Source organism: Paenibacillus marinisediminis, from assembly GCF_054343325.1.
Map to the genome: position 1 here is coordinate 810,660 of NZ_JBTGUH010000001.1, position 26,290 is coordinate 836,949.

15 protein-coding genes and 5 tRNA genes are annotated in these 26,290 nt (G+C 47.1%); 3 read left to right on the forward strand and 17 right to left on the reverse strand.

Translation table 11 applies throughout. From position 1 onward, the window contains the following. Window positions 1-23: 23 nt before the first annotated feature. From ACXX53_RS03665 to ACXX53_RS03675, 3 genes are all read right to left on the reverse strand, one after another. A complete protein-coding gene (locus ACXX53_RS03665; protein WP_458567233.1) occupies window positions 24-1,691 on the reverse strand; it encodes a DUF4091 domain-containing protein in 1,668 nt (555 codons plus the stop codon). A 150-nt stretch (window positions 1,692-1,841) separates the two neighbouring features. Next, window positions 1,842-3,407, reverse strand: coding sequence for a M1 family metallopeptidase (locus ACXX53_RS03670; RefSeq protein WP_458567234.1), 1,566 nt, complete (start codon window positions 3,405-3,407; stop codon window positions 1,842-1,844). Between the two features lie 180 nt (window positions 3,408-3,587). Then, window positions 3,588-8,885, reverse strand: a complete 5,298-nt coding sequence (locus ACXX53_RS03675) for a S8 family serine peptidase (RefSeq protein ID WP_458567235.1) — start codon at window positions 8,883-8,885, stop codon at window positions 3,588-3,590. A gap of 217 nt (window positions 8,886-9,102) precedes the next feature. Here ACXX53_RS03675 and ACXX53_RS03680 point away from each other — a divergent pair, with 217 nt between their 5' ends. Further along, window positions 9,103-9,231 (forward strand): hypothetical protein, encoded by a 129-nt coding sequence (locus tag ACXX53_RS03680; protein ID WP_458567236.1) that lies wholly within the window; start codon window positions 9,103-9,105, stop codon window positions 9,229-9,231. Window positions 9,232-9,278: 47 nt separating this feature from the next. On the opposite strand, the gene ACXX53_RS03685 is transcribed toward ACXX53_RS03680, so the two are convergent. The 7 genes from ACXX53_RS03685 to ACXX53_RS03715 all read right to left on the reverse strand — a co-directional run bounded on the left by ACXX53_RS03685 (window position 9,279) and on the right by ACXX53_RS03715 (window position 11,537). Further along, a tRNA-Leu gene (locus tag ACXX53_RS03685) sits at window positions 9,279-9,364 on the reverse strand. A 28-nt stretch (window positions 9,365-9,392) separates the two neighbouring features. Further along, window positions 9,393-9,468, reverse strand: a tRNA-Lys gene (locus ACXX53_RS03690). A gap of 51 nt (window positions 9,469-9,519) precedes the next feature. Then, window positions 9,520-9,594, reverse strand: a tRNA-Glu gene (locus tag ACXX53_RS03695). A 271-nt stretch (window positions 9,595-9,865) separates the two neighbouring features. Continuing rightward, a tRNA-Ser gene (locus ACXX53_RS03700) sits at window positions 9,866-9,954 on the reverse strand. Between the two features lie 4 nt (window positions 9,955-9,958). After that, window positions 9,959-10,034, reverse strand: a tRNA-Asn gene (locus tag ACXX53_RS03705). A gap of 141 nt (window positions 10,035-10,175) precedes the next feature. Continuing rightward, window positions 10,176-11,000 (reverse strand): uroporphyrinogen-III synthase, encoded by an 825-nt coding sequence (locus ACXX53_RS03710; RefSeq protein ID WP_458567237.1) that lies wholly within the window; start codon window positions 10,998-11,000, stop codon window positions 10,176-10,178. Between the two features lie 60 nt (window positions 11,001-11,060). Then, window positions 11,061-11,537 carry a SprT family protein gene (locus tag ACXX53_RS03715; protein WP_458567238.1) on the reverse strand — a complete coding sequence of 159 codons (477 nt, stop codon included), beginning with the start codon at window positions 11,535-11,537 and terminating at the stop codon, window positions 11,061-11,063. Window positions 11,538-11,693: 156 nt separating this feature from the next. Here ACXX53_RS03715 and ACXX53_RS03720 point away from each other — a divergent pair, with 156 nt between their 5' ends. Together ACXX53_RS03720 and cmpA are read left to right on the forward strand one after the other, a co-directional pair. Next, entirely contained in the window at window positions 11,694-12,047 is a 354-nt protein-coding gene (locus ACXX53_RS03720) for a hydrolase/acyltransferase (protein WP_458567239.1), read from the forward strand. Window positions 12,048-12,206: 159 nt separating this feature from the next. After that, window positions 12,207-12,326 carry a cortex morphogenetic protein CmpA gene (gene cmpA / locus ACXX53_RS03725; protein ID WP_458567240.1) on the forward strand — a complete coding sequence of 40 codons (120 nt, stop codon included), beginning with the start codon at window positions 12,207-12,209 and terminating at the stop codon, window positions 12,324-12,326. 141 nt (window positions 12,327-12,467) lie between these two features. On the opposite strand, the gene ACXX53_RS03730 is transcribed toward cmpA, so the two are convergent. The 7 genes from ACXX53_RS03730 to ACXX53_RS03760 form a co-directional block, all read right to left on the reverse strand. Then, window positions 12,468-12,842, reverse strand: a complete 375-nt coding sequence (locus ACXX53_RS03730) for a hypothetical protein (protein ID WP_458567241.1) — start codon at window positions 12,840-12,842, stop codon at window positions 12,468-12,470. Between the two features lie 247 nt (window positions 12,843-13,089). Beyond that, window positions 13,090-15,324 carry a Tex family protein gene (locus ACXX53_RS03735; protein WP_458567242.1) on the reverse strand — a complete coding sequence of 745 codons (2,235 nt, stop codon included), beginning with the start codon at window positions 15,322-15,324 and terminating at the stop codon, window positions 13,090-13,092. A gap of 163 nt (window positions 15,325-15,487) precedes the next feature. Further along, window positions 15,488-15,838: a type II toxin-antitoxin system PemK/MazF family toxin gene (locus ACXX53_RS03740; protein WP_458567243.1), complete on the reverse strand. Its 351-nt coding sequence runs from the start codon at window positions 15,836-15,838 to the stop codon at window positions 15,488-15,490. Window positions 15,839-15,841: 3 nt separating this feature from the next. Continuing rightward, window positions 15,842-16,123: a CopG family ribbon-helix-helix protein gene (locus tag ACXX53_RS03745; RefSeq protein WP_458567244.1), complete on the reverse strand. Its 282-nt coding sequence runs from the start codon at window positions 16,121-16,123 to the stop codon at window positions 15,842-15,844. Window positions 16,124-16,371: 248 nt separating this feature from the next. Continuing rightward, window positions 16,372-17,568: an alanine racemase gene (alr, locus tag ACXX53_RS03750; protein ID WP_458567245.1), complete on the reverse strand. Its 1,197-nt coding sequence runs from the start codon at window positions 17,566-17,568 to the stop codon at window positions 16,372-16,374. Window positions 17,569-17,691: 123 nt separating this feature from the next. Then, window positions 17,692-18,864, reverse strand: coding sequence for a LolA family protein (locus ACXX53_RS03755; RefSeq protein ID WP_458567246.1), 1,173 nt, complete (start codon window positions 18,862-18,864; stop codon window positions 17,692-17,694). A gap of 536 nt (window positions 18,865-19,400) precedes the next feature. After that, window positions 19,401-25,994, reverse strand: coding sequence for an Ig-like domain-containing protein (locus tag ACXX53_RS03760; protein WP_458567247.1), 6,594 nt, complete (start codon window positions 25,992-25,994; stop codon window positions 19,401-19,403). Window positions 25,995-26,290 lie beyond the last annotated feature (296 nt).

Genomic DNA, 26,290 nt, shown 5'->3' on the forward strand with positions numbered 1-26,290 from the left:
AGCAAGCCCCTTTTTCATTTCCGTTATGAAATTAGTATGTGCTTGATTGCGCTATTAATAGCCTCTCGCCGCTGCAGCAGCCACGCCGCCTCATGCGGATACTGCTTGAACGTGATTGGCTGCTCAGCGCCCGCTTCGATCAGCTCAAGCACTGCATCGCGGCCAATCAACCCTTCGAGAAGCTGCATCGCGCGAATATCCTGCATCACTTCGCGCATTAATGCTAAGCGCATCGAGCCAACAGGCCCTTCCTTGCCCGGGTACACGAGATATGGATCTCCTGAAGGAAATGCGCGATCCGCATCCGTTGTACGATATGGATCAATCGGTCTGCGGGAGTATTGAGAAAACCAGAAGTTGTATCCCCAATGAAGAAAGCCTTGCAGCTCATATTTGTACATCTGCAAGCCTAGTATTCGCGCTCGAGCCGACGGCATGCAATAGAAGCGATTGGATACATCGAGATACTGTCCCGTGCAGTAATACGTCCATAATGGCTTCACATCGTGCGTCAGGAACGGCTCGATATGATCGCTAGACGGTATCGGCGTAGGAACTAAGCCTCGCTCATAGAAGTCATAGTCTGACAATGCATCGATAATCAGAATATCTTCCCCCAAGCCTTCCTGCAGCAATCGTTTTGCATGCTCGTAGAACGATATATGCTCCAGGATCGGCTCATCCGAGACGTGGAAGTAGCAGTGATCCACGATGCCCTTTGCCTCAATCCAAGCCCGCAGTTCTGGCAGGAACTGTTTTAGAAAATGGGCGTATTCCTCCCCTGTCGTGTCGGTATCCCAGCCAAACAACCGCTCCAACTCCCCCTCTTTCCAGCCTACTATCTTAGGAGCATGCTTCGCACCCCATTGTGTGAATAGGTGAGAAAACTCAATATATTTCACGCCGGCTGCTAGGCATACATCGACCCAGCGATCCAGCTCATCAAACGAGAAGCTATACTGTCCAGGAGCAGACACTTCGACTTCGATCAGTTGAACTGTCGGTCGTTCTCCCCTGACCTCCGTGTCCAGCGGAGGGGTAAATAACGGCGTTAGAATCATATTCATTCCATGCTCTACCGCAGTTTCAATATATGCCTGCACAAGTGTCCAATAAGCCTCGCTAAACACAGGCACTTGATAGTACGTCGCGATACAATCGGTGTGGAGCCATTCGGTATGGATAATTGTCTGTTCCGGGAGCGCGGCAGCGATGACCTCAAGCGAGAATATCTTCTCGCCAATTAATCCCTGTGATTCAGAAATTAATTGCACCTTAAGCTCATGCTTGCCAGGCTCTGTTCGTTTATCCGTCTTCACCGTGATCCAGATCGATCTCCATTGATTCGGCAGCGCCAGAAATGAACCGCCTTCTTGCTCCGTATAGAGCGGATCTGGGTATAGACCTGGAGTTGTCCGCAATAGATTGTCATCATGACCAGCGTGTATGGGATACTCCGATGGCACTACTCCGACGGCATACGATGAGAATGAGGCTTCAAGATCGGTCGCCACATTCACCCTCAAGTCCTTCAATGCATATGGCGCCTTATAAGCAAGTTGAAATGAATAGGCTTCATTCAGCAAGGTGCTGCCTTGTTCATGAGCTTTGTCCTGTAGTTCTTCATCTGGAAATACTTTGGCTAGCGAGGAAAGCAGTATGAGCTCCCATTGTCCTGCCTTATTGGCCATGCGATTATCGCTCCTTATCGGTCATTTCTTCATCCTACAAGAGTTATCGATAGTTCCCGGCTGTAAAAGAAGCATATTCGATTGATACGATGATTACAACACTCGAAGCTAAAGGCGAAGCATAAAAGTGAACCGATGCTGCGGCAATGTCTAGAATTGAATCCAGTCCTTGAAGTAGGAGTCATCTTTCATACCGAAGTAGCTCTTGATAAATCGAACAAACTCTTTCGTATCCACCTGCTTATATTTATAGTAATCGAAGTAGGTTTTTGCAAAGGACATGCCATCAATGCCGTATCTGTCAAATAATTTCTTCAGCTTCGCTGCCGGCTGTCCATAATACTTAAATCCTATATCAGTAGATTGTATTTCTAATACAGGCGTATTCGAATACCCTCTCTTCGACTTCGTAAATAATTCGGCTCGCGTAAAATCATTAAAGAACAATGAAGTAACAAGCTCTGTCATTCCTTCATCAACCCAGCCATCGTAATAGGGATCGTTGCTCACCATTCCGTAGAACCACTGATGCGCAATCTCATGAACTAACGCAATCGTGGTCTGGTCTCCCCATCCTCGGTTGACAGTTACAATTCCGGGATACTCCATCGAGTGATGATCGCCCAGCACAACATCAAGCTGTTTGTGAGGATAAGGACCGATCTTCTCATTCAAGAAGCGCAAAGCTCGATCCGCAACAGGCAACAAGTCCTCCATCAACTGCTTATCGGAATCTTTTCCCCATATTCGAATCTCGGTATCGTCTACTAGCTTCGTGGTAGAGATCGAGCCTATCGCTATCATAATCGTAAATTCTTTAATGCCTTTTGCCTTAAGGCGTCCTGAAGAAATGATTGTATTCGAATCGTCATCAGAGGAAGTCATAATCTGATAACCATCCGGCAGTTCATATTGCAGAGTATAATCACTGAAATCCGTATGATAGGTTTCAGATATATACTTATACGGTTGCTTGTTCCAGCCATTCACATAGGTAGCGAGCATAGGATGCCATTGAGTTAGCTGGTATTCCGTACTTGTTCTCAGCAAACGAATCCCTTCCGTTGAAGGTTTAAATTCATAGATGACTTCAACTTCTGCTTGACCCTTCGGTGATAAGCCTTTCTTCAGCGGAATGGACAGCGTATCTCCTTCTAATGAATAGAGGTTACTCTTTCCATTTACACGCACATCTATCATCTTAAATTTAGCGTCATGGCGATATACACCTAAGTACTTAGCATCCGTAAATACGTTCGGGATCATATAAAACACAAGCTTATCCCACTTATCCGCTGACACATTCGAAACCTTAATCTTAGCGTTGACGTTGAATTGTCCATGCTTCTCCATCTTCAAGTTCAGATCATAGGATGCTTGGCTGCCGTTAGCTATGTATTGGGGTTTATAACTCTTCAGATCGCCAAGGCTTCTTAATGACTTCTGTGCTTCACCGACAACTACTGCGTCAGCGAAGTCAGCTGAATGGGTAGCAATTGTTTGTTCTGCGGATTCTGACTGAACAACCTCGTTGCTCCTATTCAGTGATGAAGTACTAACGTCGGGCGAGGAATCGACAGCGAACCACACGACGAACAATAGGACCAGCCCAAGACCAAATATCAATATATTGCGAGTAAATTTACCAGCCTGCACTTTCTCTTCTCTACTTATCTTGAGCTTCGTTATAACCGTCATAAAGCGCTTTAGTTTCAACGTCATCCCCCCATAAGATTCATGAATCGGCATCAGGTTATCACATTGTTGTCTTACATCCGAATACCATATATGGTAATAAATAGATTATCCCCTAATCCGATGACTAACTCAAGATCAAATATAGAAAAGCTGCCTGGCTCTTTCGCGCCGGCAGCTTTTCTGTTGCTTACCCAATTATTACTTAACGAAATCTTTAAACACTCTGTATACCACTACTGCGGCTTCAGCACGAGTAGTGAAGTCTTGAGCAGCAAATTTCCCTGCTCCCTTACCTTTCATAATACCTAATCCTACAACGTGAGCAGCTTCTTCTTTCGCCCAAGCTTGAATCAGGTCCTTGTCAGTGAATTGGGACAGAGCATTATTCGTTTCCTTCGTTTGACCTAAATGTTTCAACACTCTGGACAGGATAACTGCCATTTCAGCGCGTGAAATATTTTTGTTAGGTGCAAAGGATTCATCGGAGTAACCCTTGATGAAGCCGGCAGCAACAGCTGTCTGAACTGCTTCATAGTACCAGCTTCCTTCTTGCACATCGCTAAACGTCACTTTGTTAGCCTTGTCTGGTTGCAGTTCCAATGCACGAACCAATAAAGCAACGAATTCTGCTCTAGTCACTTGCTGGCTAGGTGCATATTGAGTAGCGCTGCGGCCATTGACGATATCTTTAGCTGCCAATACTTCGATTTCATTTATAGCCCAAGGATATTTTACTTTGGTCACATCTGCAAAGCTTATATCCTTACCCATGAACATGTATCGGCTGAAGCTCTTAAGCTGAACAACTACTTTGCCGTCAACGATGCGGCCATTGCGTTGGCCTATCTTGCCGTCTTCCTCAATCTTGAAGAGGCTTAGCTTCTCTGGGTTAAGATTACCTACAGCCAAAGACTCTAACGGAATAGAAACGTCTACTGCTGCTTTAAACGTAGGATTCGGAATAACCTTTCCATTCTTATCCAACACCAAGATGTCGAAGTATACTCCGTACGGCTTCATCTCAGAACCAAGCTTCAAGCTCTTAATGAGTTCAGCAGTATCAATGTCCTTAGCGATTCTCACTTCAACATATGCTGCGCCTTCTGAAGTAATGGCGTTAGCAGGGATGTTAATTGTTAAGCCATTCTTGAAGGTAATCGTTGTTGGCTCATTCGCCTTGATCTCCTTCTTCACGACATTGTCTGAAGATGTAGTAGGTGGGACGACAACCGAGTTATCAGGGTAGTATACTGGTTTGACTGTTACATTAACTGATGTTTCAAGGTCTGCGTACGTTACCGTTATAACAGTATTACCTTGTTTTTTGGCTTGGACTAGACCTTTATCGATAGATACTACATTGTAATCGCCAACAAGATAGTCTGCATCATAAGTTACATCGGTTACCGATCCGTCTGTACCCTTATACTTTACAGACAGCTTTTTCGATTCTGCCACAGTCAAGGTTAAGCTTTGCGGATCTACTGACAATTCGCCTTTCTCCACAATTGGTGCCTTGTTCACAGTAATTGCTACAGTTTGAGTTAATCCTTCATATGTGACTTCTACTATGGTTTGACCTTCTGCTATTGCTGTAACTTCGCCGGATTCACTTACTGTTGCAATCCCCTCGTCCTTTACAGCATATCCAGCTCGCGCGGACACATCCGTCAAGGATCCGTCTGTATCCTTGTACGTAGCAGTCAGCTTCTTCGTTTCCTTTTCAATCAATGTTAAGCTTTGCGGATCTACGGACAATTCGCCTTTCTCCACAATTGGTGCCTTGTTCACCGTGATTGCCACAGATTGAGTTAATCCTTCATATGTGACTTCTACTACAGTTTGACCTTCCTGCTTACCTAGTATCAGCCCCTTATCGACAGTGGCAATGTTGTAGTCATCTACAAGATACTCAGCTGTTTCTGATACATCAGTGGTCAATCCATCTAATCCCTTGTACATTACAGCCAGTTGTTTCGAGTCTCCACTATTCAATATTACAGCTTGTGGATTGACTTGAAGCTCTGGTCTATGGTTTACGGATACCGTGACACTAGGATTAATATACAAGTCAACAAGCGGATTACCGTTCGCATCCATCAAAACAAGATTGCGAATCTCAAAAGGATACTTTCCATACATAGCGCTTGGGAAAGTGAAAGTAGCTAATGTGCCAGATCCCACATAACCATCTGCTCCTTGCAAGCTTATATAATATCCATGTCTAATCTTGCCCTCGACATCATTATATACTGCGTCAGAGACCGTAAGTGGAACGTTCGGATCATACACAGATTGATGAACGGTCAGTTCCGGGCTAGGAGCTATCAAGACATTAGATAAAGCATCATCGTACAACAAATCAAATTTAGCTGAATAAACAGCATCCGTTACATCAAATGCTACATCTAGCTTGATATCATCTTTCTCATAAATGGATCCGGATTGTACCATAGGGGTGACAATATTCGCCCACTCGTAATACGTAACAATTTGAGCTGGTTCAAAAACATTGTTTAGCGCTAAGTCGATAGCATATATTTCAAACTCATTTTCACCAACTGTAACAGGTACATCAATTGTAAAATGTCCATTCTCATCGATGATGGCGTCTACCCACTGCCATTCATTATCGAAATATACTGCAGCTACTTGTACAACATCACTTATACTTGCTCTACCTGGGCCAACCAGTATGTCGATGAGCAGATCAGAAGTCACTTGACCAGAAATGGTCCCAGTTAATTTTGATCTGTCTACAACGATATTAGGCTCGTCTAATACAATCTCAGGAGCATTTGTATCAATGATGAACGCTGTATTAGATGAGGCTACATTTTGGGCATCATCTGCATTATTGCCTACAAACGCTGCCATAACATAGACCCCATCAGGCAATCCTGATCCATTCCATGGTTTCGTCAAACTATAACTACCAGGAGCAATTCCATTTGTGACTTCAAGTAGTGACCCTAACCATTCATCATTAGCATCAAATATATCTAATGAGAAATACTTCGTAGGAGCAGTGATTGTAAAGGAAATTTTAGTATTATCTTTCAAACCATCTTTATTTGGCGAGAAGATGTTTGGTTCTAATTTAAGATCCTTTACAACATCAACAGCTGGAGATTCGCCTGCATACAGTGCAACGGGAATCTGAATAACATGACCACTCGCTTCAGTTAATACGATCTCGCCTTCATAGCGAGTTTTTACCGCATCCGCATCAACTGCCACGTTTAGAGTCAATGATTGTTCCCCACCAGCTGCAACTTGAACTGTATTTGCACTCATGGAAGATACACCAGGAGCGTCACCATACCATTTAAGTTCAATGTCATATTGAGAATTTTGATTGATAATATCTTGTACAACGATATTGGCTTCTGCAGTTTCTCCTAAGCTAACATACCCGAATGATACGCTGCCTGAATAATACGTTAACACTTCATTGTTTTTTAATGAATCAGTAGTATCTTCAACCTTAGCAATCGCTCTAGCACTTAAAATTTTCTCGAAGTCAATACGTCCTGCACCCTGATCCATATGAGTATATCGATCATTATTGCGATCCTTGAGCTTCACGGTATTGTTCATAAGTAGAGCTTTGAGTTCATATTGATCGAGCGTGTTGTACTTTTCTTTCAGAAGTGCCATAGCGCCTGCAATATGAGGAGCAGCCATACTCGTACCGTTCATTGAAGTATACCAACCTATATACTCTGGAACACTTGACACGATCCCCATTCCCGGAGCTGAAATATCAGGCTTGATAGAGAAGGAAGGTTTGGATGGTCCTCGTGAGCTGAAAGAACCCATAATATCTTCTTCGATGGTTGAACCAAAGCTAACATTTACCGGGTTTAAAGCAAGCTCTTCTTTGATCTTATCTCCGTATCCGCCAGACAGGGCGTATACTGGGATATCAACACCATTACCAAGCGTGCCACTCTCAAGCGGATGAGGTACATTGTTATAGATTATCGCTGCAATTGCTCCCGAATTGGCTGCGTTTACCGCTTTATCCTCGAAAGATAATTCACCGCGCTTAATGAATGCGATCTTTCCATCCAGCTTTTTATCAGTATAATCTCCAACCTTACCTAATCCTACATCTACCAATTCATAGGATCCTGTAAGTGTCTCAATACCCTTAGACTTATCAAACAGGTCCATATAGAATTCAGCATCATCCAGTTCCTTCACGATAACAATCGGTGTCTGAAGAGGAGGCTTAGAAGCTCCCACAGTAATAGCTAGCTCTGCAGAGCCTGGATTACCAACTGTTTCTGGATCTGGACCTGTATTGCCGCTTGATACAACGGCAATTACTCCCGCTTTAACAGCGTTATTAATGGCAACTGAATTCGCAGCCTTTTCATTACTGCCAGGCGATCCTAACGATAAGTTGATAACATCCATACCATCTATTACAGCTTGCTCGATGCCAGAAAGGACACTTGTCGAAGTACCGGATCCATATGGCCCCAATACTCTATAGGCGTAGATTGTAGACTTAGGAGCAATACCCTTAATAGGTTCGAAGTTAGAAACGCCCACTCCGCGAGCTCCTATTGTACCAGCAACGTGTGTTCCATGCTCAGTCCAATATGTATCACCGCGATCATTAACTTCAGGAAGTTTGGGATTCAATAATAATGCATCCTGATAGTCTTTTGGAGTTGTCTCATAAGGAATTGGGTCATTGTCAATAAAGTCATAGCCCCACTTTTCTGCAGGAATTGCGTCGTGGAGTTCAGGATGATCATTGGCTATTCCTGTGTCAAGAACTCCAACTTTGATCCCCTCCCCTTCAATATCAAGATCCCACATCTTTGGTGTACCGATATGGGGAGCACTTCTTACCATCATCGGTGATACTTCAATATTACTAGTAGCATATACTATGTCGTTCGGGTAAACTGCCTTCACTCCAGGAATGTTCAGTAAGCTTTCGACCTTATTAGCTTCAATCTCCAAGGAGAACCCATTAAATACATTGGAGTATTCACGGTCGATCTTAACACCCAATGTCTTCATGGCATGTTTCTTGAAGCTAAGCTGTTCTGCCTTAACCTTCACATGTTGTGGCTCAGCAGCATCATTGAACAGTTGTTTCCGATGCGATGCTTCATACACCTTAACAGGCTCCTCTTTAAGTTCGACGATTACGGAGATCCGTTCCGAACTATCTGAAAGAGGCACATAATTTTGCGGTTGAATAGTTGAAGAAGCTGAAGAATCAACCTTCTCAAGTATTCCATTAGCTTTGTGCAACTTGTTCGACTTAGCCTGTTGGCTTCCTCTAACAAGCTGTTTGTTCTGAGCCAGATCCGTTAAATCAATTTCTGTAGCTTCACGCTCAAACTTTGAAACTAGCTTTTTCCCTGTGTCTGCTAGCAGAGACTGACTCTCAGTTGCCCCGACAGTAGGAAGAATTAAAGAAAAGACTAACAAGAAGCTTAGAACACTTGCAATAATCCTTCTGCTCAAAATGTCATCCCCTTCATAATGATTTTGTATTCATATGGAAGTTCAAACATGATGTCACACGATATAACAATTCGATGTTTTCCTATATTTCCCTCTCAAAACAAGGTTCAAATTACAAATTTTATATTATTTATTTTCTTAAAGGAAAAACTGTATTAAAAAAGCCCAAGTTCAACTGGATTCACCAGTCCCTCTTGGGCTCTTTATCTATATTTATATGAGATTACAAATAGTTGCCTTTCACGAAGCGGCAATCGCTGATATAGCGGCAGGCGCGAATCTGGATCAAACGTTTGCTGAACTGCAGCAGGAGCTAGATCGAGTGAATCTATTTTTTCGAAATTAAATGCAAAAAATCCTTGCGCTTCCGCAAGGATGATCATTCGTAAGTTATGGTGCGGTAGAGAGGACTCGAACCTCCACGAGCGTACGCCCACTACCCCCTCAAGATAGCGTGTCTGCCATTCCACCACTACCGCACATATAAGGATACCAGATAAATAATACTGGTGAGCCATGAAGGACTCGAACCTTCGACACCCTGATTAAAAGTCAGGTGCTCTACCAACTGAGCTAATGGCTCATGATGCTGAAACTCTGATGCTAGTACACGTCCACTATACAGCTAGAGTATTGGTGACCCGTAGGGGATTCGAACCCCTGTTACCTCCGTGAAAGGGAGGTGTCTTAACCCCTTGACCAACGGGCCGCAATTTCATCAATGTTCCGTCACCTCATCGGCGACATTTAAGAGTATATCAAACAGAGATGAAGTTGGCAACCCCTTTTTTTATCCTTTTTCAGCCAAGTTTTAAAAGGGATCACGGGGATGTTCGAACAACAATTATCATCTCCTCAGCGGACATTTTTCATACTTAATTAATGACCCCGAGGCGATCTTGAGCTTGATTGCGTGATGAATTCAAAAAACAAAAAAATCCCTCGCGGGATTTTCAAAAAAAGATCAAGTTAAAGTTAAATGGCGGAGAAAGGGGGATTCGAACCCCCGCGGCTGTTACACCCTAACGCTTTAGCAAAGCGCCCCCTTCGGCCTCTTGGGTATCTCTCCATAGTGGCTCCCCGAACAGGACTCGAACCTGTGACAACTCGATTAACAGTCGAGTGCTCTACCGACTGAGCTATCAGGGAATGACAAGTTCTAATTTACCATGAACAATTAACGATGTCAAGTATCCCATCAAGAGTACGGCAAAAATCTCTTGTGAAGATTGCGCAGGCGCGTTGCCAAGCTTAGGCGGCATAAGCTCTCAATCGAGCAGGAGCAAGCCGTTAGCCTTGCTCCTGTTGATACCAGCGCGAGAGCGCGACGATGAGCGCTCCCATGCGCTCCTCCTGCGGCACAAGAATGCGCGCCACGCCTTCGTCGCTAAGAGCGGCGGCAGTAACCTTGCCGACCGCAGCGGCGAGTGTGCGCCCTTCGAAGATGCCGCGCAGCTCTGCCGCGAGCCCCTGTTCCTCCGCATAGCGGAACAGGTTGCGAGCTTGCGGGGCGCTCGTGATCGCCACCGCGTCGATCTCGCCCGCGAGCAGCTCACGCAGAAGCTGCTCGCTGTCCTCCGGCGGCGGCGCGGTATGGCGATACGGCAGCAGCTCCATCACGCTCGCGCCGAGAGCCTGCGCGCAGCGCACAAGCGCGGGCGCGGGATCGCCGTGCAGCTGCAGCGCGAGCCGCTTGCCACGCCAGGCATCGCTGCCAAGCGCCTCCATCGCGCGCACGAGGCCTAGCGTCGAGCCGTCGTCGTCGCGCACATCCGGCGTGATGACCAGCTTACGCAGGGCATTCACCGTCTTATAGCCGCGCGCGGCATGCTTGAGCTCGCTAAGCCTTAGCAGCAGCTCGTCGAGCTTACCGGCTTCACGAGCCGCCTCAATCAATTGATTGACGCCCATCCCGGTCGTCCAGATCACCCAATCCAGCGGCTGTTGAAGCAGCTTGTCGACTTCACTGTCCAGATGCTCGAACTCTTCGAGCATCGTCCCCTGCATAGGTCGAATCAACGGTATTCCACCCTGCTTCTGTACGAGTATGGACATCTCTTCCGCCTTGCGCGGTCCGGTTATTGCAATGACTTTGCCCTCCAGCTTATTTGCCATTCCCATACCTCCCAAGAGATCATTTCAAGTACGTTCTCCGCTACAAACAGCAATAAACACCTAAACAAGCGCCTCCTGCTTCAGCTTGCCCCTGCATACACCGCATGCATATTTTCGAATATCGACTTTACGTTTACGCATATACTTCTGACCGCATGCATGGCATACAAGCTGGTAGCGATACGGCTCAGATCGCTTACGCTGCTGATCCGGCATCGACTTGCAATATCTCGAGCCGCCAACAGCAGCCAGCAGCTGCTTGAAGTCGGCATCCCGATGCTGATACCCCCTGCCTGCCAAATGAAGATGATAGTGGCACAGCTCATGCTTAATGATCTTCTCCACTTCTTCTGCTCCATTGATAGCATACTGCTTCGGATTAATCTCTATGTCATGGGACTTCAATAAATAACGACCACCCGTTGTAGACAAGCGAGCATTCCAACGCGCCTTATGTCGGAACGGTCTTCTGAAATCACGCATCGACACTCGCTCAATCCAACGCTGAAGTTCCTCATTAGTCACGTTTTTTTCCATATGAATCGCCTTTCTATCCACCAGTCTAGTATGACTATTGTATATTGAATCTACTTGAATTTGTACTTGAACTCCTTTACACTGTCAAGAGAATCAATGATGAATCCATAGAAGGCCTTACATAGCAGGTTCTGAATATAGAGGAGTGGATTACGAATGTCCAAGATGCGCTATATCATCTTTAAACACGATACCGAGTTCGAATATGTTGAAATGCCTGCGGATTACGCCTATCAGCTTAGCGCGCTTAATCTCCGTTTGAATAAAGAAATCGGCAAGCTGACGGCACCTAATGTACCTAAATTGCCAGTGGCCGTCGCCGAATGCGACGGGTTGGAGCTGCTGCGCGAGCAGGAACAGATCATTAGCGGTCTCGATTATATGAATAGACTGGAACGCGCGTTTAGCAGCATCCGTGAAACAGAGTACCCTCTTATCGCTCTCCTGACTGAGATTCGCGCTTTGTTGGCTCAGCTTGAGCAATGGTATGAGGAAGAAGCAGAGCTTTAAGCCTCGCACTTTGTTTCCAACGATGAGAGCACCCTTACTAGTATCAACTACGATCTAGTTATGGGTGCTTTTTTATTCGGACCTGCACCTCTATAAACCTCCGCCCATATGATAGCGATACAACGAGTATACCGTCTCCACCAGAAGGAGGTAACCCCAATGCCGCAATGGTTGAGCAATCAATTGATGCGCGCCTTCCAGAAGAAGGATCGGCGACAAATTAAATTATTGAATGAGTGCTGGTTTTTTTATCGTTCGAATCCGCAAACTCGCTATTAGGTGGCAAAGACTCTATCGCAAGCACCTGACTCGCAGCCACGCCTTGTCCATGACGCCTAAGGACCCTAACCATCCGAGCAACTCAGATTAATCCTCGCTTCTCGATCAAACTACACAATAAATCCCGTCCTCAACTCTCGATTAAGGGCGGGATTTTTTCATTTTGCGCTTCTTTTTGTGCACATTAGATTTATTTCGCAATACCCCAACTGGAGCAGTCGCAACTCCTCCTACAACCGTAGGTTCAGCCTGAGCGTTCTCCCTCGCCTTCTCCGCCTTAGCTAAATATAATGATGCTAAGCCTATGACACTGCTGAGAATATTGACATAAACAGAAAGTATAGCTAAATCATCTGATGTAATATTCTCTTCCGGAAATATATTACTTGCAGGATCCGTATTTACTGTTGTCTTTGCTGGATTATCATTTTTTTGATTTTTATTATTGCTTGGCGGCTCCGTTTTCACTGCTTTCTCTGCTGACTTGTCATTTTTTTTATGCTGAGACTCATTCATAGTGACTTCCCCGTAATATTACATCTTGGCGAGCAAGGTCTGTTCCCTGCAGCAAAGAGCCGCGCGCTAGTATCTGCTTATTTGCTGTCATTCGCATCACTCCCTATACAAAATGCAGGGCAACTACTCCCGCCTATCCTGTAGCATATGAAGGCGGGTGCGGATGCGTATGGATGAATGCCCAACGACTAAGTGGTTGCACATGACAACAAATAAGCCGAGTGCAGTCTCGCACTCGGCTTATCCATTAAGCGTTATTCGGTTTGCGCATCGTCAAGCCGACTCTGCCCTTCTTCAGATCTACATTGAGCACCCACACAGTTACGTTGTCTCCAACCGCTACCACATCAAGCGGGTGCTTGACGAATCGATCGCTTAGCTGCGAGATATGCACCAAGCCATCGTTCTTGATGCCAATATCGATGAACGCTCCAAAGTCGATTACGTTGCGCACTGTGCCTTGAAGCTCCATCCCCGGCTTCAAGTCCTCGATCTGCAGGACGTCCGTCCGGAAGATCGGCGGCGGAAGCTCTTCACGCGGATCTCGTCCTGGTCGAAGCAGGCTGTCGATAATATCTTTCAAGGTCGGAACACCTACCTCAAGCTCGCCTGCCATCTCAGCAACATCGATCGTCGACAGCTGAGACACGAGCTCAGGAGTTTCGATCGCCGATTCCTTTAAACCTAATTGTGTCAGCAAACGCTCTACCACGCTGTATGATTCCGGATGTATCGGTGTCTTGTCCAGCATTCGCTTGCCTTCCATTACACGCAGGAAACCAATGGACTGTTCATAAGCCTTTGGACCAAGGCGCGGAACCTTCTGCAGCTGCTTGCGATCGAGAAACTTGCCATTCTCTTCTCGGTATTTCACGATATTTTTCGCTAAAGTCGCGTTAATGCCCGATACGTAGGAGAGTAGAGAAGGCGAAGCTGTATTCACATCTACGCCAACATGGTTAACGGCGGATTCAACAACCGCCCCCAAGCTCTCTTCCAAGCGTTTCTGTGCGACATCGTGCTGATATTGGCCAACGCCGATCGCTTTCGGTTCTATCTTAACCAGTTCAGCAAGCGGATCCTGCATCCGGCGAGCAATGGATGCAGCGCTCCGTTCAGCTACGTCCAGATCCGGGAACTCCTCTTGCGCCAGCTTGGACGCAGAGTACACGCTCGCTCCCGCTTCATTCACGATGACATACTTCAGTTCCTGCCCAGTGACAGTCTTGCGCTTGCCGATCCAATCCGCGACAAATTGCTCCGTCTCGCGGGAAGCGGTCCCGTTCCCGATCACGACAAGCTCGACACCGTGACGATCCGCAAGCTCCGTGAACTTGCGCTCCGCTTCAACTACTTTATTGTTCGGCGGTGTCGGATAGGTTACCGCCACTTCAAGCAGCTTACCGGTATCATCGACAACTGACAGCTTGCAGCCTGTACGGTAAGCCGGGTCGACTCCGAGCACCGTTTTGCCCTTCACTGGCGGCTGCAGCAGCAAGCTGCGCAGATTAAGAGCGAACACCTGAATGGCCTGCTCTTCGGCCTTCTCTGTGAGCTCCCCGCGCACATCGCGCTCAATGGATGGCGCTAGCAGGCGCTTGTACGCATCCTCAACCGTAGTCGCTAGAAGATCGCGCACTACGGATGGATAATGAATCCATTTACGTTCCATATATGCAGTGATCTTGTCAATAGTCACATCCAGATATACCTTCAGTATCTCTTCACGCTCACCGCGATTAATGGCAAGGATTCGATGCGAGGGCAGCCGCTTTACAGGCTCTGTATAAGCGTAGTACATCTCGTAGACGGATTCCTCTTCGCTGTCCTTCGCCTCTGTCCGCAGCACTCCTTGATCGTATGTAAATTGGCGCACCCATTTTCGAACGTTAGGATCGTCTGCCATCAGCTCCGCAATGATGTCCAGAGCGCCCTGCACCGCCTGCTCAGCGGTCTCAACGCCCTTGTCCGCATCGACGTACTTCGCGCCTTCCGTCTCCGCACTGCCAGACTTCGGTTCACTCAATATCCACTCTGCGAGCGGTTCTAGTCCGCGCTCCTTCGCTACACTGGCACGGGTCTTGCGCTTCTGGCGATAAGGTCGATACAGGTCCTCGACCTCTTGAAGCTTAACGGCCTTTACAATGGACTGCTTCAGCGATTCTGTCAGCTTGCCCTGCTCCGCAATGAGCCGCAGCACTTCACGCTTTCGCACTTCCAGGCCGCGCATATAGCCTAGGCGCTCTTCAAGAGCACGCAGCTGGTTCTCGTCCAGCTCACCGGTCATCTCTTTACGATAACGCGCAATAAACGGGATCGTATTCCCCTCATCCAGCAGCTGAACCGTACGTTCAACCTGCCCTTTGCCAAGAGACAGCTCCGCCACAAGCTGCTTCAGCAGACGCTCCGCTTCTCCTGCTTGTGACTGCTCTAAGTAGCTATCTAGAGAAGTCATGTCCAATACTTCATCAAGTGCGCTCATGTAGGTCCCCTTTTCCTCGTAGTTGCTGTCAACTATCGTATACTTCTTTCTATTGTCGCAAACTTTCGGCACAATTTCCACTCTTTGAATGCGGTAGAATCGACATCAATTCCGAATACGAAAAAACCGCCGGACATCTCCCAGCGGTCTTCAAATCGTACTTTTAAAAATCAATTAAGCCGATGCTAATCTGCAGTGCATCATCCACCTTACGCATCGTTTCTTCATCCAGATGCGTAATCTTGTCTGTCAGTCGCTGCTTATCAATCGTCCGGATCTGTTCCAGCAGAATAACCGAATCCCGATCGAACTCATGACTTGCGGCATCGATTTCTACATGTGTTGGCAGCTTCGCTTTCTGTATCTGAGCAGTTATAGCCGCTACGATAACCGTAGGGCTAAAGCGATTGCCAATGTCATTCTGAATGACGAGAACAGGACGGACTCCGCCTTGTTCCGATCCGACAACAGGAGATAAATCGGCAAAAAACACGTCGCCGCGCTTTACGATCAATGTTTACACCCCGCTTACTAAACGGCCGACAGTGCCATTCGCGTCCTCTTCAGCATAGAAAGCCTCGGATGCCATTGTCAAATTGATCTTCGCCATTTCCATATAACCGCGCTGCATCGAATCCCGAATATGGCGTTTCTTCCGGTCAGTTAAATATAATTTCATTGCTTGTCGAATAAATTCGCTGCGATTGGAGTTCTCCATAGCAACGATGCCGTCCACTTCTTGAAGTAATTGGTCGGGCAAGCTGATCATTATCCTTTTGGTGTTCTGAATATTAGCCACCTGTCCTCGCACCTCCAAAACCTTTGCTGCCTAGTATCCATTATGTCGATCCAGTAGTAAATTTATACAGAATCATATATATGCTGCGTAAAGATGAAGTATGTTGCTCATCCATACAGCGATGTGTTCATACCTGCTCCTACCGCATGGGTAAGTGTGCTTATTCTCTATCCCCATTATTCGTGATAAGAATTCATATTCCTTCCTCCTATCACATAATCAACGCAGGGAATTTATGGGAATACGTACTAATTCCACAATGGATTAACAGTACTGCATATTTGTTCATCTTCGATATAGACACGCGGTACACGATGTGCAAGCATGCACGCGACTTCATAATGGATCGTTCCGAGCTTGTCGGCAAGCTCATCGATTCGAATGGAGGCATCCCCCTGTGTCCCGATGAGTACGACTTCTTCCCCGACGGTCACGCTTGCGGCCTCTTCACCTAGTGGCAAGAGCGATACCATGCACTGATCCATGCAGATCCGTCCAACGACGGGAACACGCTTACCTCGAATCAGCACTTCCACAGACCCGCTCATCATTCGTGAATAACCGTCCGCATAGCCGATTGGAATCGTCGCGATCCATTCCGCATCTCCTGTATGATAATGCGCCCCGTAGCTGATAGCTTCATGGGCAGGCATTTTCTTGGCGTGTATTACCTTTGTCTTCAATGATAGTATAGGCTGCAGCTCGATCCGCTGTTGATCTACTTCCGTAGATGGATATAGTCCATATAAGCTGACGCCAACACGAATCATATCATAACCATACTCCAATAGATCGATTGCTGCTGCGCTGTTGCTCACATGTACAATTGCTGGACGCAAACTAGCTGCATCCAGTGCCTCCACAACAGCACGAAAGCGTGAATGCTGCATCGTTGTATAGCTCTTATCTGCCTCATCGGCGCAAGCGAAGTGAGTAAACAATCCTTCGACTTCTACACCTTCTATAGCCGATAGCCGTCTCACATAAGCGACAGCTTCTTCAACCGATCGAATTCCGAGCCTTCCCATACCAGAATCGATCTTAACATGTACCTTGAGCTTGCGTCCACTGTGGTTTGCTGACAATCCAGGTGCAAGTTGTTCCAGTGCCTCTATGACTTCCAATGAATACACATTCAACGTTATATCATGGCAAAATGCCGTCGGAATTCCTTCCGGCGGCGTATAGCCAAGTACTAATATAGGGGTGTTATTGCCAGACTGTCTTATTTGAATTGCTTCATCTAAAAAGGCTACGTTTAGGTAATCTGCACCTTCTTCAGCAGCAACTCTCGACACAGTTACAGCACCATGGCCATACCCATTGGCTTTGACACATACGCTAAGCTTAACTTGTGCCGGAGCTGCTTGACGAAATGCTCGTATATTATGACGCAGCTTATTTATATCAATCTCAGCGCGCGTTGGCCGAAAATATGCTTCCATGCCTGTCACCTTCTCCGTTCCCTTCTCTTCCGATCAGACCACAACAAATCTATGTTAATGCTCATCAGGAAGACTGTCAACGAAGATGTAAGAAATTGGTGGAAACGCGCGCTGACTGCTATATTATTTTCCAGGCTGCTCAACCATGGATTGGGCAATCTTCACCATTTCGGAATCAGGGAGGTCATTCGTAGTCAGACGATACTTCACACCATCTTCCATCCAAGTGAGTGTCTTCTGCTCTTCACCTACCAATTGTCCTACAGTGAAGCCCAGATCCAATCCACGTCCCCAGATAACGCCTGTTTCGATTTCCTTCGGTCTTGATTCCATAATGGTGTAATTATAAGCTCCAGTGTAGCGCAGCAATACGGCGTGATTCTCATTTTCCGGAACTTCATAATTGTCCTTCAACACTACACCCTCAGGCGTGTAGGTCGGTGTGATCATACCGAATGGTCCCATATCCATCGTATTTTGCTCTTTACCTTGTGAATCTTTACCGTCTGCAGGACCATTCTGATTGTCGGCCGGATCTGCTTTCTTATCCGTTCCCTCCGGCTGCTCTGGAACAGTCGTTGGAGCCGCATTATTCTTCGCGTCTTCACTTTCGGTCACTTGCTTGATCGGATCCGGCATAATCTCAGCTGGATCAATATTAGCGCTGGCTGACATGTTGCGTTGCATGTCGAAGGCATCCTTATCGAAACGCTTATCGAATTCAAACTGGGAGAACTTCATCTCCAATACGACTCTCGATTCCGCATCCGTCACTTGTACATGCTTAGGCTTATAGTCGCTGGAATTCAGCCAGATCTTCTGCTTCACCAGCGAATCCGTCTGATAATTAGCAGCCACCTCGAAGATATAGCTGTCGCCTTCCTTCAAGAACTGGCGGTTGTTGTCCGACAAGATGCTGTGCACCAACGTCTGATACAGGTACACTTGCCCTTGATTGTCCGGCCAATCGCTCTGGAAACGGAAGCTCTTCTTCAAGCTAGGTGTCAGTACGAACACGCCTTCATCGTTGCGAAGCACAATTTGCTTCACATCTTTCTTCGCGTTGGTCAGCTCGATACGGTAATAGGAAGGGTCCTGATACCACACCTCCACCTGATATTCCAACGGTTGCTGGCCTGAGTACAGAATCATCGTGCCGATTCCTGCGTAGCTCTCCAGCTTATTCATCTTCTGGTCCAACTCCTTGACCACTGAAGCAGCGTCTTTCTGACCGCAACCGGCCATAAAGATCGCGAAGCTCATCATAATGGTCAACACCCATGTGAAACGTCGCATGAGATCATCCCCTCTGACATGTTAAATTCTTCGCCAATTGTTCGGCTTCATCACTGATAACATGTCTATGAGGGTACTTGGACAATTATGCAAACAAGCCTGACAAGCGTGACGAGCTTTATTTTATCGGGAATATATTATTGAAGCAGTTGGCTTGAACGGACACAGGGGCCGCTATTTCATGATTTTGAGGTGTTTTTTGAGGGTTTGCGGACACAGATGACGCTATTTGCTTCAAAACCAGCACTAAACGGCTTTTTCGGGTCAAATAACGGCTCTACGGTCCGCTAGTATGGCGAATTAGTGGTGTTTGCTGCAAATAGCGGCTCGTGTGTCCGTTCCCACCCCTGTAGATAGTAGTTAGCTATCGATTTTATCGACGAAGTCTCAGACGCCACAACCACATCGGAGAGCCGAAAAAAAGGGGCTTTCCCAGGTAGAAAAAATCCACTTTGGGACAGCCCCTTATTGGCTTGCAAATTACCTAGTTGAAGTTCACTTCATATGACCACTGATTCTCGCTCAGCCTCACCTAATCACTTGCCGAGATTGTTTCCAAAGAGTGAGAGCTTGCTCAACAGATTGTAGGCAACCTGCACACTCTCCGCTCTCGTAGCAATACCCTTCGGCGCGAATACACCTTCGCTTCGCCCCTTCAGAAGACCGAGCGCACTCGCTCCGGCGATTGCTTCTTGGGACCATGAAGATGCCTTATGGAGATCCTTAAAGCCATTCGCTCCCGGCGCCGCTTGGACGCTCTGTTCTGTCGCATATTCATAGGCGCGAACGAGCATAACTGCCATCTCCTCGCGTGTAATCGAAGCTTCAGGCTTGAACAGCGTCGCGCTGACGCCGTTCACGATACCAGCTTCAGCCGCTGCATAGATAGCGTCGGCATACCATGCCGTTTCCGGTACATCTGTAAAGCCTGCAGTACCATGTCCTTCAAGACCCAGCACACGAACGAGCATCGAGATAAATTCAGCTCTCGTAACAGTAGCGGTTGGTGCGAATGCGGTTGAACTTACACCTTTAACAAGCTGCTTCGCGGAAAGCTCTTTAATGACGTCCTCAGCCCAGAAACCAGCTGGAATGTCACTATAATGCTTGTTGTATTCGAGTACTACGTAGTTTCCTGGATGATCAATATTTGCAACAATCTTAGAATCCGAGACCGTGCCGCCGATATAGCGCAGCTCGCCATCAGTTAGAATTTCATATACGCCTGCCAGCTTCGGATTAATTGACGAATCAACAGCCAGCTCAATCTTCATAGATGGCTTATAAGCTACAACTTCTTGGCTCGCTCCACCTTCCACTGCTCGTGTTAGCTGTATGCTAAACAGCTGACCTGCCGCGCGCAGCTCTGCATGAGTTTCACGAGCCAGCTTATCTACCTGCTTCTTCGTACCCTCAGCAGCTGCTTCCTTATAGCTTAAAGTAAGAATCCCTTTGTTGGCTGGATCACTGATCAAGGAATAAGGAATCGTCAGCTTGATCTGCTGCATCACGATTTGAAGCGACTTTCCATTCAGAATGCTTGCCGCATCAGATGGAAGCTGGATAAACTGTACAGGCTTATCGATGTACAGAATCGCCATTCCGTTCTGAATCGATTCACGCAGTTGATCAGATGTAATGACCAATGTATCCTCGTTCTCTGCTGGCGGTTTAACAATCGGGTCGCTTGAACCCGGATCGACAACCGGAACAGCCTTTATGGTGAAAGTTCGCTCACCGTACACACTTTCTACTACACTTGTCGCCCGTACCGTCACCGTACCTGGACGAAGGGCTGTCAATAATCCACTCTCGCTAATCGATGCAGCACCAGCAACCGAATCATTTTGAATTGACCAAGTGACGTCCTTACTATAGGCCTGCTCTGGCAGTACCTCCGCGGTCAGCTGCATGCTCTGCCCTGTATATAGGCTGGAATCCTTTGAATGAATATTAACCATCTCCGGTAGAATCACGCTGCCTGCAGTCACGTGAATCGTGCTCTCACCATATACACTGTCCACAACACTTGTCGCACGCACGACGGCAGTTCCTTCATGCAGCGCTGTTACAAGCCCATCCTGGCTTACCATAACCGCGGCTTCAGGAGATGAATCAACGACGGACCAAGTTAGACTCTTATCGACTGTTTCAATAGGCAGGACGGTTGCTTGAAGCTGTGCACTTTCTCCTACACCTAGAGTGACCTGCGGCTGATCCATGATGACTTCTGTCGGTAACGGAGGCTCTGGATCGACAACCGGAACATCCTTTATGGTGAAAGTTCGCTCACCGTACACACTTTCTACTACACTCGTTGCCCGTACCATCACAGTCCCCGGACGAAGTGCTGTTAACAACCCGTTCTCGCTAATCGATGCAGCACCAGCAACCGAATCATTTTGAATTGACCAAGTCACGTCCTTGCTATAGGCCTGCTCTGGCAGTACCTCCGCGGTTAGCTGCATGCTCTGCCCTGTATATAGGCTGGAATCCTTTGAATGAATATTAACCATCTCCGGTAGAATCACGCTGTCTGCAGTCACGTGAATCGTGCTCTCGCCATATACACTGTCCACAACACTTGTCGCACGCACGACGGCAGTTCCTTCATGCAGCGCTGTTACAAGCCCATCCTGGCTTACCATAACCGCGGCTTCAGGAGATGAATCAACGACGGACCAAGTTAGACTCTTATCGGCTGTTTCAATAGGCAGGACGGTTGCTTGAAGCTGTGCACTTTCTCCTACACCTAGAGTGACCTGCGGCTGATCCATGATGACTTCTGTCGGTAACGGTGCGTCTTTCTTATGCAGTGTAAATTGATCGACAACGCGTCCTCCAACCGTCTTCGTGATGAAGTTCAGTTGATCGCCATTAATTTCGACGGATGAATACATCTGCGTCTTCTCTTCATCATAGATGTCGATCCAAGGTCTATTCGTTAGGGAATAGAACTTAGGTCCTGTGGACCCTCCGACAACATATGTGGTTCCTTTGCCTTGTTCAACCTTCTGACCGTCCTTCATCTGGTTTCTCAAGTAAATATGATCATGTCCGTTTAGAACGAGATCAACCCCGCCGGCTTCCAATATAGGAGCCCAGTAATTGCGGACGGTATCAGAATCGTAAATGCTGCCATAAGGACCGCGGTGGAAGAACGCAATCTTCCAGCTCTTATCGTTGTTCGCCAGATCCGCCTTCAACCATTCCGCTTGCTCTTGGAGCTGCCCTTCACTGTTGAGTACAACAAAATGAGCATCCTCATAGTCGAAGGAGAAGTTGCTGCCCTTTAACGAATCCAATCCATTGCCCGGTTGGTTAAAATGAGCATTGAAATCACTGTTGCCATTCTGCATAGCCTCATGGTTCCCGATAGCCGCGACAAATGTCGTATTCATCAGCTCCTGTTGGGCTGCGTTGAACCACATATTCCATTCGGCTTCCTTGAACCCGCTGTCTACCATGTCTCCAATATGCAGCATAAATTGCGCATCTGGATGCTCTGCAACTGCTGTTTTCACAGTGTTGCCCCACAGATTGTAGCCTGCTTGATCTGTCGCTTGTGAGTCCGCAAAGAACAGGAATTTGAATGGTTCATCCGTACGACTATCGGTCTGGAATGTTCCTTGAACACTATAATTTCCATTACCGTCACCTACACGGTACATATAGGCTGTGCCTGGCTCAAGCCCTGCAGCAGCAGCCTTATGGACACGGACGGTGCCGAGGTCCTGCGTGCTGTACAAGCTGCTCGAGCCTGTGAATTGCAGCGTTTGCGGCGAATTAAAGCCTGTGAATTCGGACTGCTTCTCGATCTCTACTACAGATCCGATCGTTGTCGGATTAGTCTGCCAGGTGAAGCCTCGAGATGTGGAAGGATCCTGCCCCATCGTTACGACGACATTGGATGGGATTGGAGCTCCAGCATGACCGGATACGGTAAATGTCTCGACACGGCTGTAAGCAGAACCAAGCTTAGCTTGCAACTGATATTTCTTCGGGGTTTTCGTAAGAGCATCCGTCGTTAAGATCCCCTGTGCATCAGTACTGCCAATCTCCGCTCCATCAGCGATTATCTTGGCCTCTTCGACAGGCTGCCCTTGTTCATCGCTTACCTTGAATTCAGTAAGGTAGCCCTGAACGATACCGTCTTTATTCCACGTTAATTGCAGCTTATTCTTAATGTCCGATCGAATAGGGAGCCCGAAGAACGGGAACACCGTCTCGCCTGCATTCGTAAATTCAATCGAGCCGGATTTAAAGCTAAGTGTATGCGTTCCTTCAGCTTCAGGCTTCACTCGATATTGGATGTGAGCAAGAATGTCCTGATCTGTTAATGCTGACGAACTTAACTGGCTTAGCTGAATGGTAGCTATTCCATTTGCTTCATCCACTTCAGAATTCAATTGTCCATCGGTTAGTTTATCTCCTGCAATGACTTGCAGGCTATTGACGAGCTTCGGATCGAACGCTAACGATAGGCTGGCGTTCTTTATAACTGAAGCATTTTTCGCCGTAATATCCACAGCATACGTTTCACCGGCATATAGCGTTGTCGGCGTCGTATATTCGATCTTGGCAGCGCCCGTATCCACCTGGAACGTCCATTGTTTAGTCGTTTGGTTACCCGATAAGTCCTTCACTTGAACCTTCACTTGATGAACACCGTCTGCGAGCGGCACCGTCGGCGTATAATGAATACGACCTTCAGGCGGATAGAGTGTATGCTGAACCCGTATGCCATCTACATACATACGTATGGAAGCAGGATCGATGAGTGTGTTGCCCGGATTCTGCGCATGGTCATATCCGTAGTCTTCAGCATTTACCGATATAACAGGTTTATTGTTCTTAACCGTTAAGCCTTCGGCTGGCGAGATGTTCTTGATAACAGGCGGATCCAAATCATCATTAGCTGGTCCATAGAGAGCTCGAATCTGATCTACGTATATGGTGCCTGCATCTTTCTTCGCAGCGGAAGGCTCCATGTAACGAACAGGCATATCCATAGAGAGCGGCAATGTTCTGCCCTTAGGAACCGTTGCTTCAAGGTATCTCCAGCCTTTGAAGTCAACTCCCGTCTTTTCATCTGTAAAATCAATCGGTATCGTGCCCTTCGGATCTCGAAGCTGAGCGCGCAGCCAATGCTTGTTGCCGTCTCCGTATACCCACATGCTAATCTTCTCAGGATAGCCTGGAATCTGAATATTCATAGATGAATCTTTCGTCTGAAGATAGGCTCCGGAGGTGCCCGACTTACCTATGAAGTCATAATCCAGCTTTAAAGCGCCATTGCCGAAGCGAATGAACTCTTCATTCGTGGATTCGATGCTTGCGACTGACTTCACGTAATTAGCACCTTCTGTAGTCTTGTATTTGTCCAGCCCATTCTCAAAATCTTCTAAAATTACAGGAGGGACGCCTACATTCGCATCCATACTTGTCGATATCCCCTTATAACTGACGGTGATTTTCCCACTCAGGTCAGTGCCGTTGGCAGCGGTAAACACCCCGTCAGCATCGATAGTACCAATAGCTGGATCAGCACTCCATTGAAGTAGCTTGTTGTCCGCTTGGATAATCTGGCCGTCTCTCAGCGCCATAACAGAGAGCTTTTCTGATTTTCCCGACTCAAATGTTTTTAACTCATGGGGGAATCGAAGCTCTGTGAGCTGATCGACGACTTCAATCTGAGCCGTACCTGATATTCCTCCTGCTGCTGCCGTGATCGTTCCAGTGCCTGGACTTAAACTTGCAGTTAACTGTCCGGTCACAGGATCAATCGTTCCGATCGACGAATCAACCGACCATACAGGTGCATCCGAGATCGACGCAGGGTGAAGATTAGCATCGACCCCCGCAGCTGAGAACGTGACAGAAGTCGTTCCGGCCAGAACTCGTTCTAAGTTTGGCTTAACGACGAGAGCAGTCGCAGGGCCTTCTGCCGCTTTATTCACGAGCAATAGACCGTTAGCTGTCGAACGCTCGCTACCATCAGAAGGGCTATTTACGACCTTCCGAGCCGTTTCACCAGCTGGACGAATGACCATAGTAGATGAACCGCCGCCATCCAGATTCAAGGCATTAACGACACCCATATCCTTCATAAGCTGTCCCAGCTGCTGCAGAGTAACCCCTTCGCTATAGCCAGGCTGTCTGCCATCGATCTCGAAGAGAATGATCTTGCCATCCGCTTTCGTACCGATCGCAGTGCGAGGAGCTAGTGTTTTGTCGCCGTTGGGCTGTACCTCACCATCTACAACTAAGATGGTGCTCCCGCCTATCGCCATGGTCACATCTTCCCAACCAGAGCTAAGCTGAAAGCTTGCTGTCACTTGATCGCCAACCTCGAGGCCGGACAGCAGCTGACGAGCGGTTCCTGATGCGGACAAGATGACTTGACCCGCTGCGAGCGGAGTATTCCCTTTGTCTTTATGTATCTGAGCAACCTCGAGTACCATGGTATGTCCACTCTTGATATCACCGCTAATCATATTCAAGACGACTTCGTCACCGAGATTATTCGTATCCGTCGAGGTATTATAATCGAAAGTATACAGGTTTAAGCTGTCATTGCCGCGCGGACGGTTAATATGAGTAATCGAACTGCTTACACCATCAATAGTGATCGTCCGTGTTAATTGAGGACTCCTGGAATACATCGTGGATCCATCCTCTTTAATGGCAAAGGCATTCCAGTCAGCAGGGGGACTGATAAGAATTCGACCATCTCCCATAAAGAAGCCTAGAGGAACGCCATTGGACATATCATAGAAATCGCCATTAATTGCGGCAATTACTTTGTTGCCAGGTTGATCAGCATCGGTTGCCATTTTGCTGACTCCAGTCATCCCGAACACCTTATGATTCGTTAGGCCTGGCTGGAGCTCTAAAGCTGGATTCTTAGGGTCAAATTCAACAACCGCAGCTTTTTGAAATCCGTTCACGTCTTTCATACTATACTTGTGATAGGAAGCGCCTGGTCCAATCTCTGAGCTCCTTTCATCTAGAATTGACGCAGGGGTGGAAGAGGTGTCAGCATAAGCCTGACCGATCGGGGCTAAGACTGATGTTATCAATAGCACTGATAAGAACAGACTAATCTTACGTTGAAGTCTACTATTCATTGTTCATCTTTCCTCCTTGGGTTAATAGATTCAGGATCGTACCCCTGTCTAGTAAATGGAGTATTGCAAACAATTTAAGAATAGAGCCTTAGTGTAAACAGAGGTTGCTTTAAATTTAAGATAATTGTAAATGAAACAATTTACATGAAGCGTCGGTCTCAATTCTATGAGTGTCGTAAAATGGGGTGAAGGAGTACTTTCTTCCTCTCGCGGAAGTGCAATGGGACTAAAATAAAAAACCTCCAACGCCTCTTGTATGAGGTATTGGAGGTTCCGAATTCCTATAGCGCTGCTAG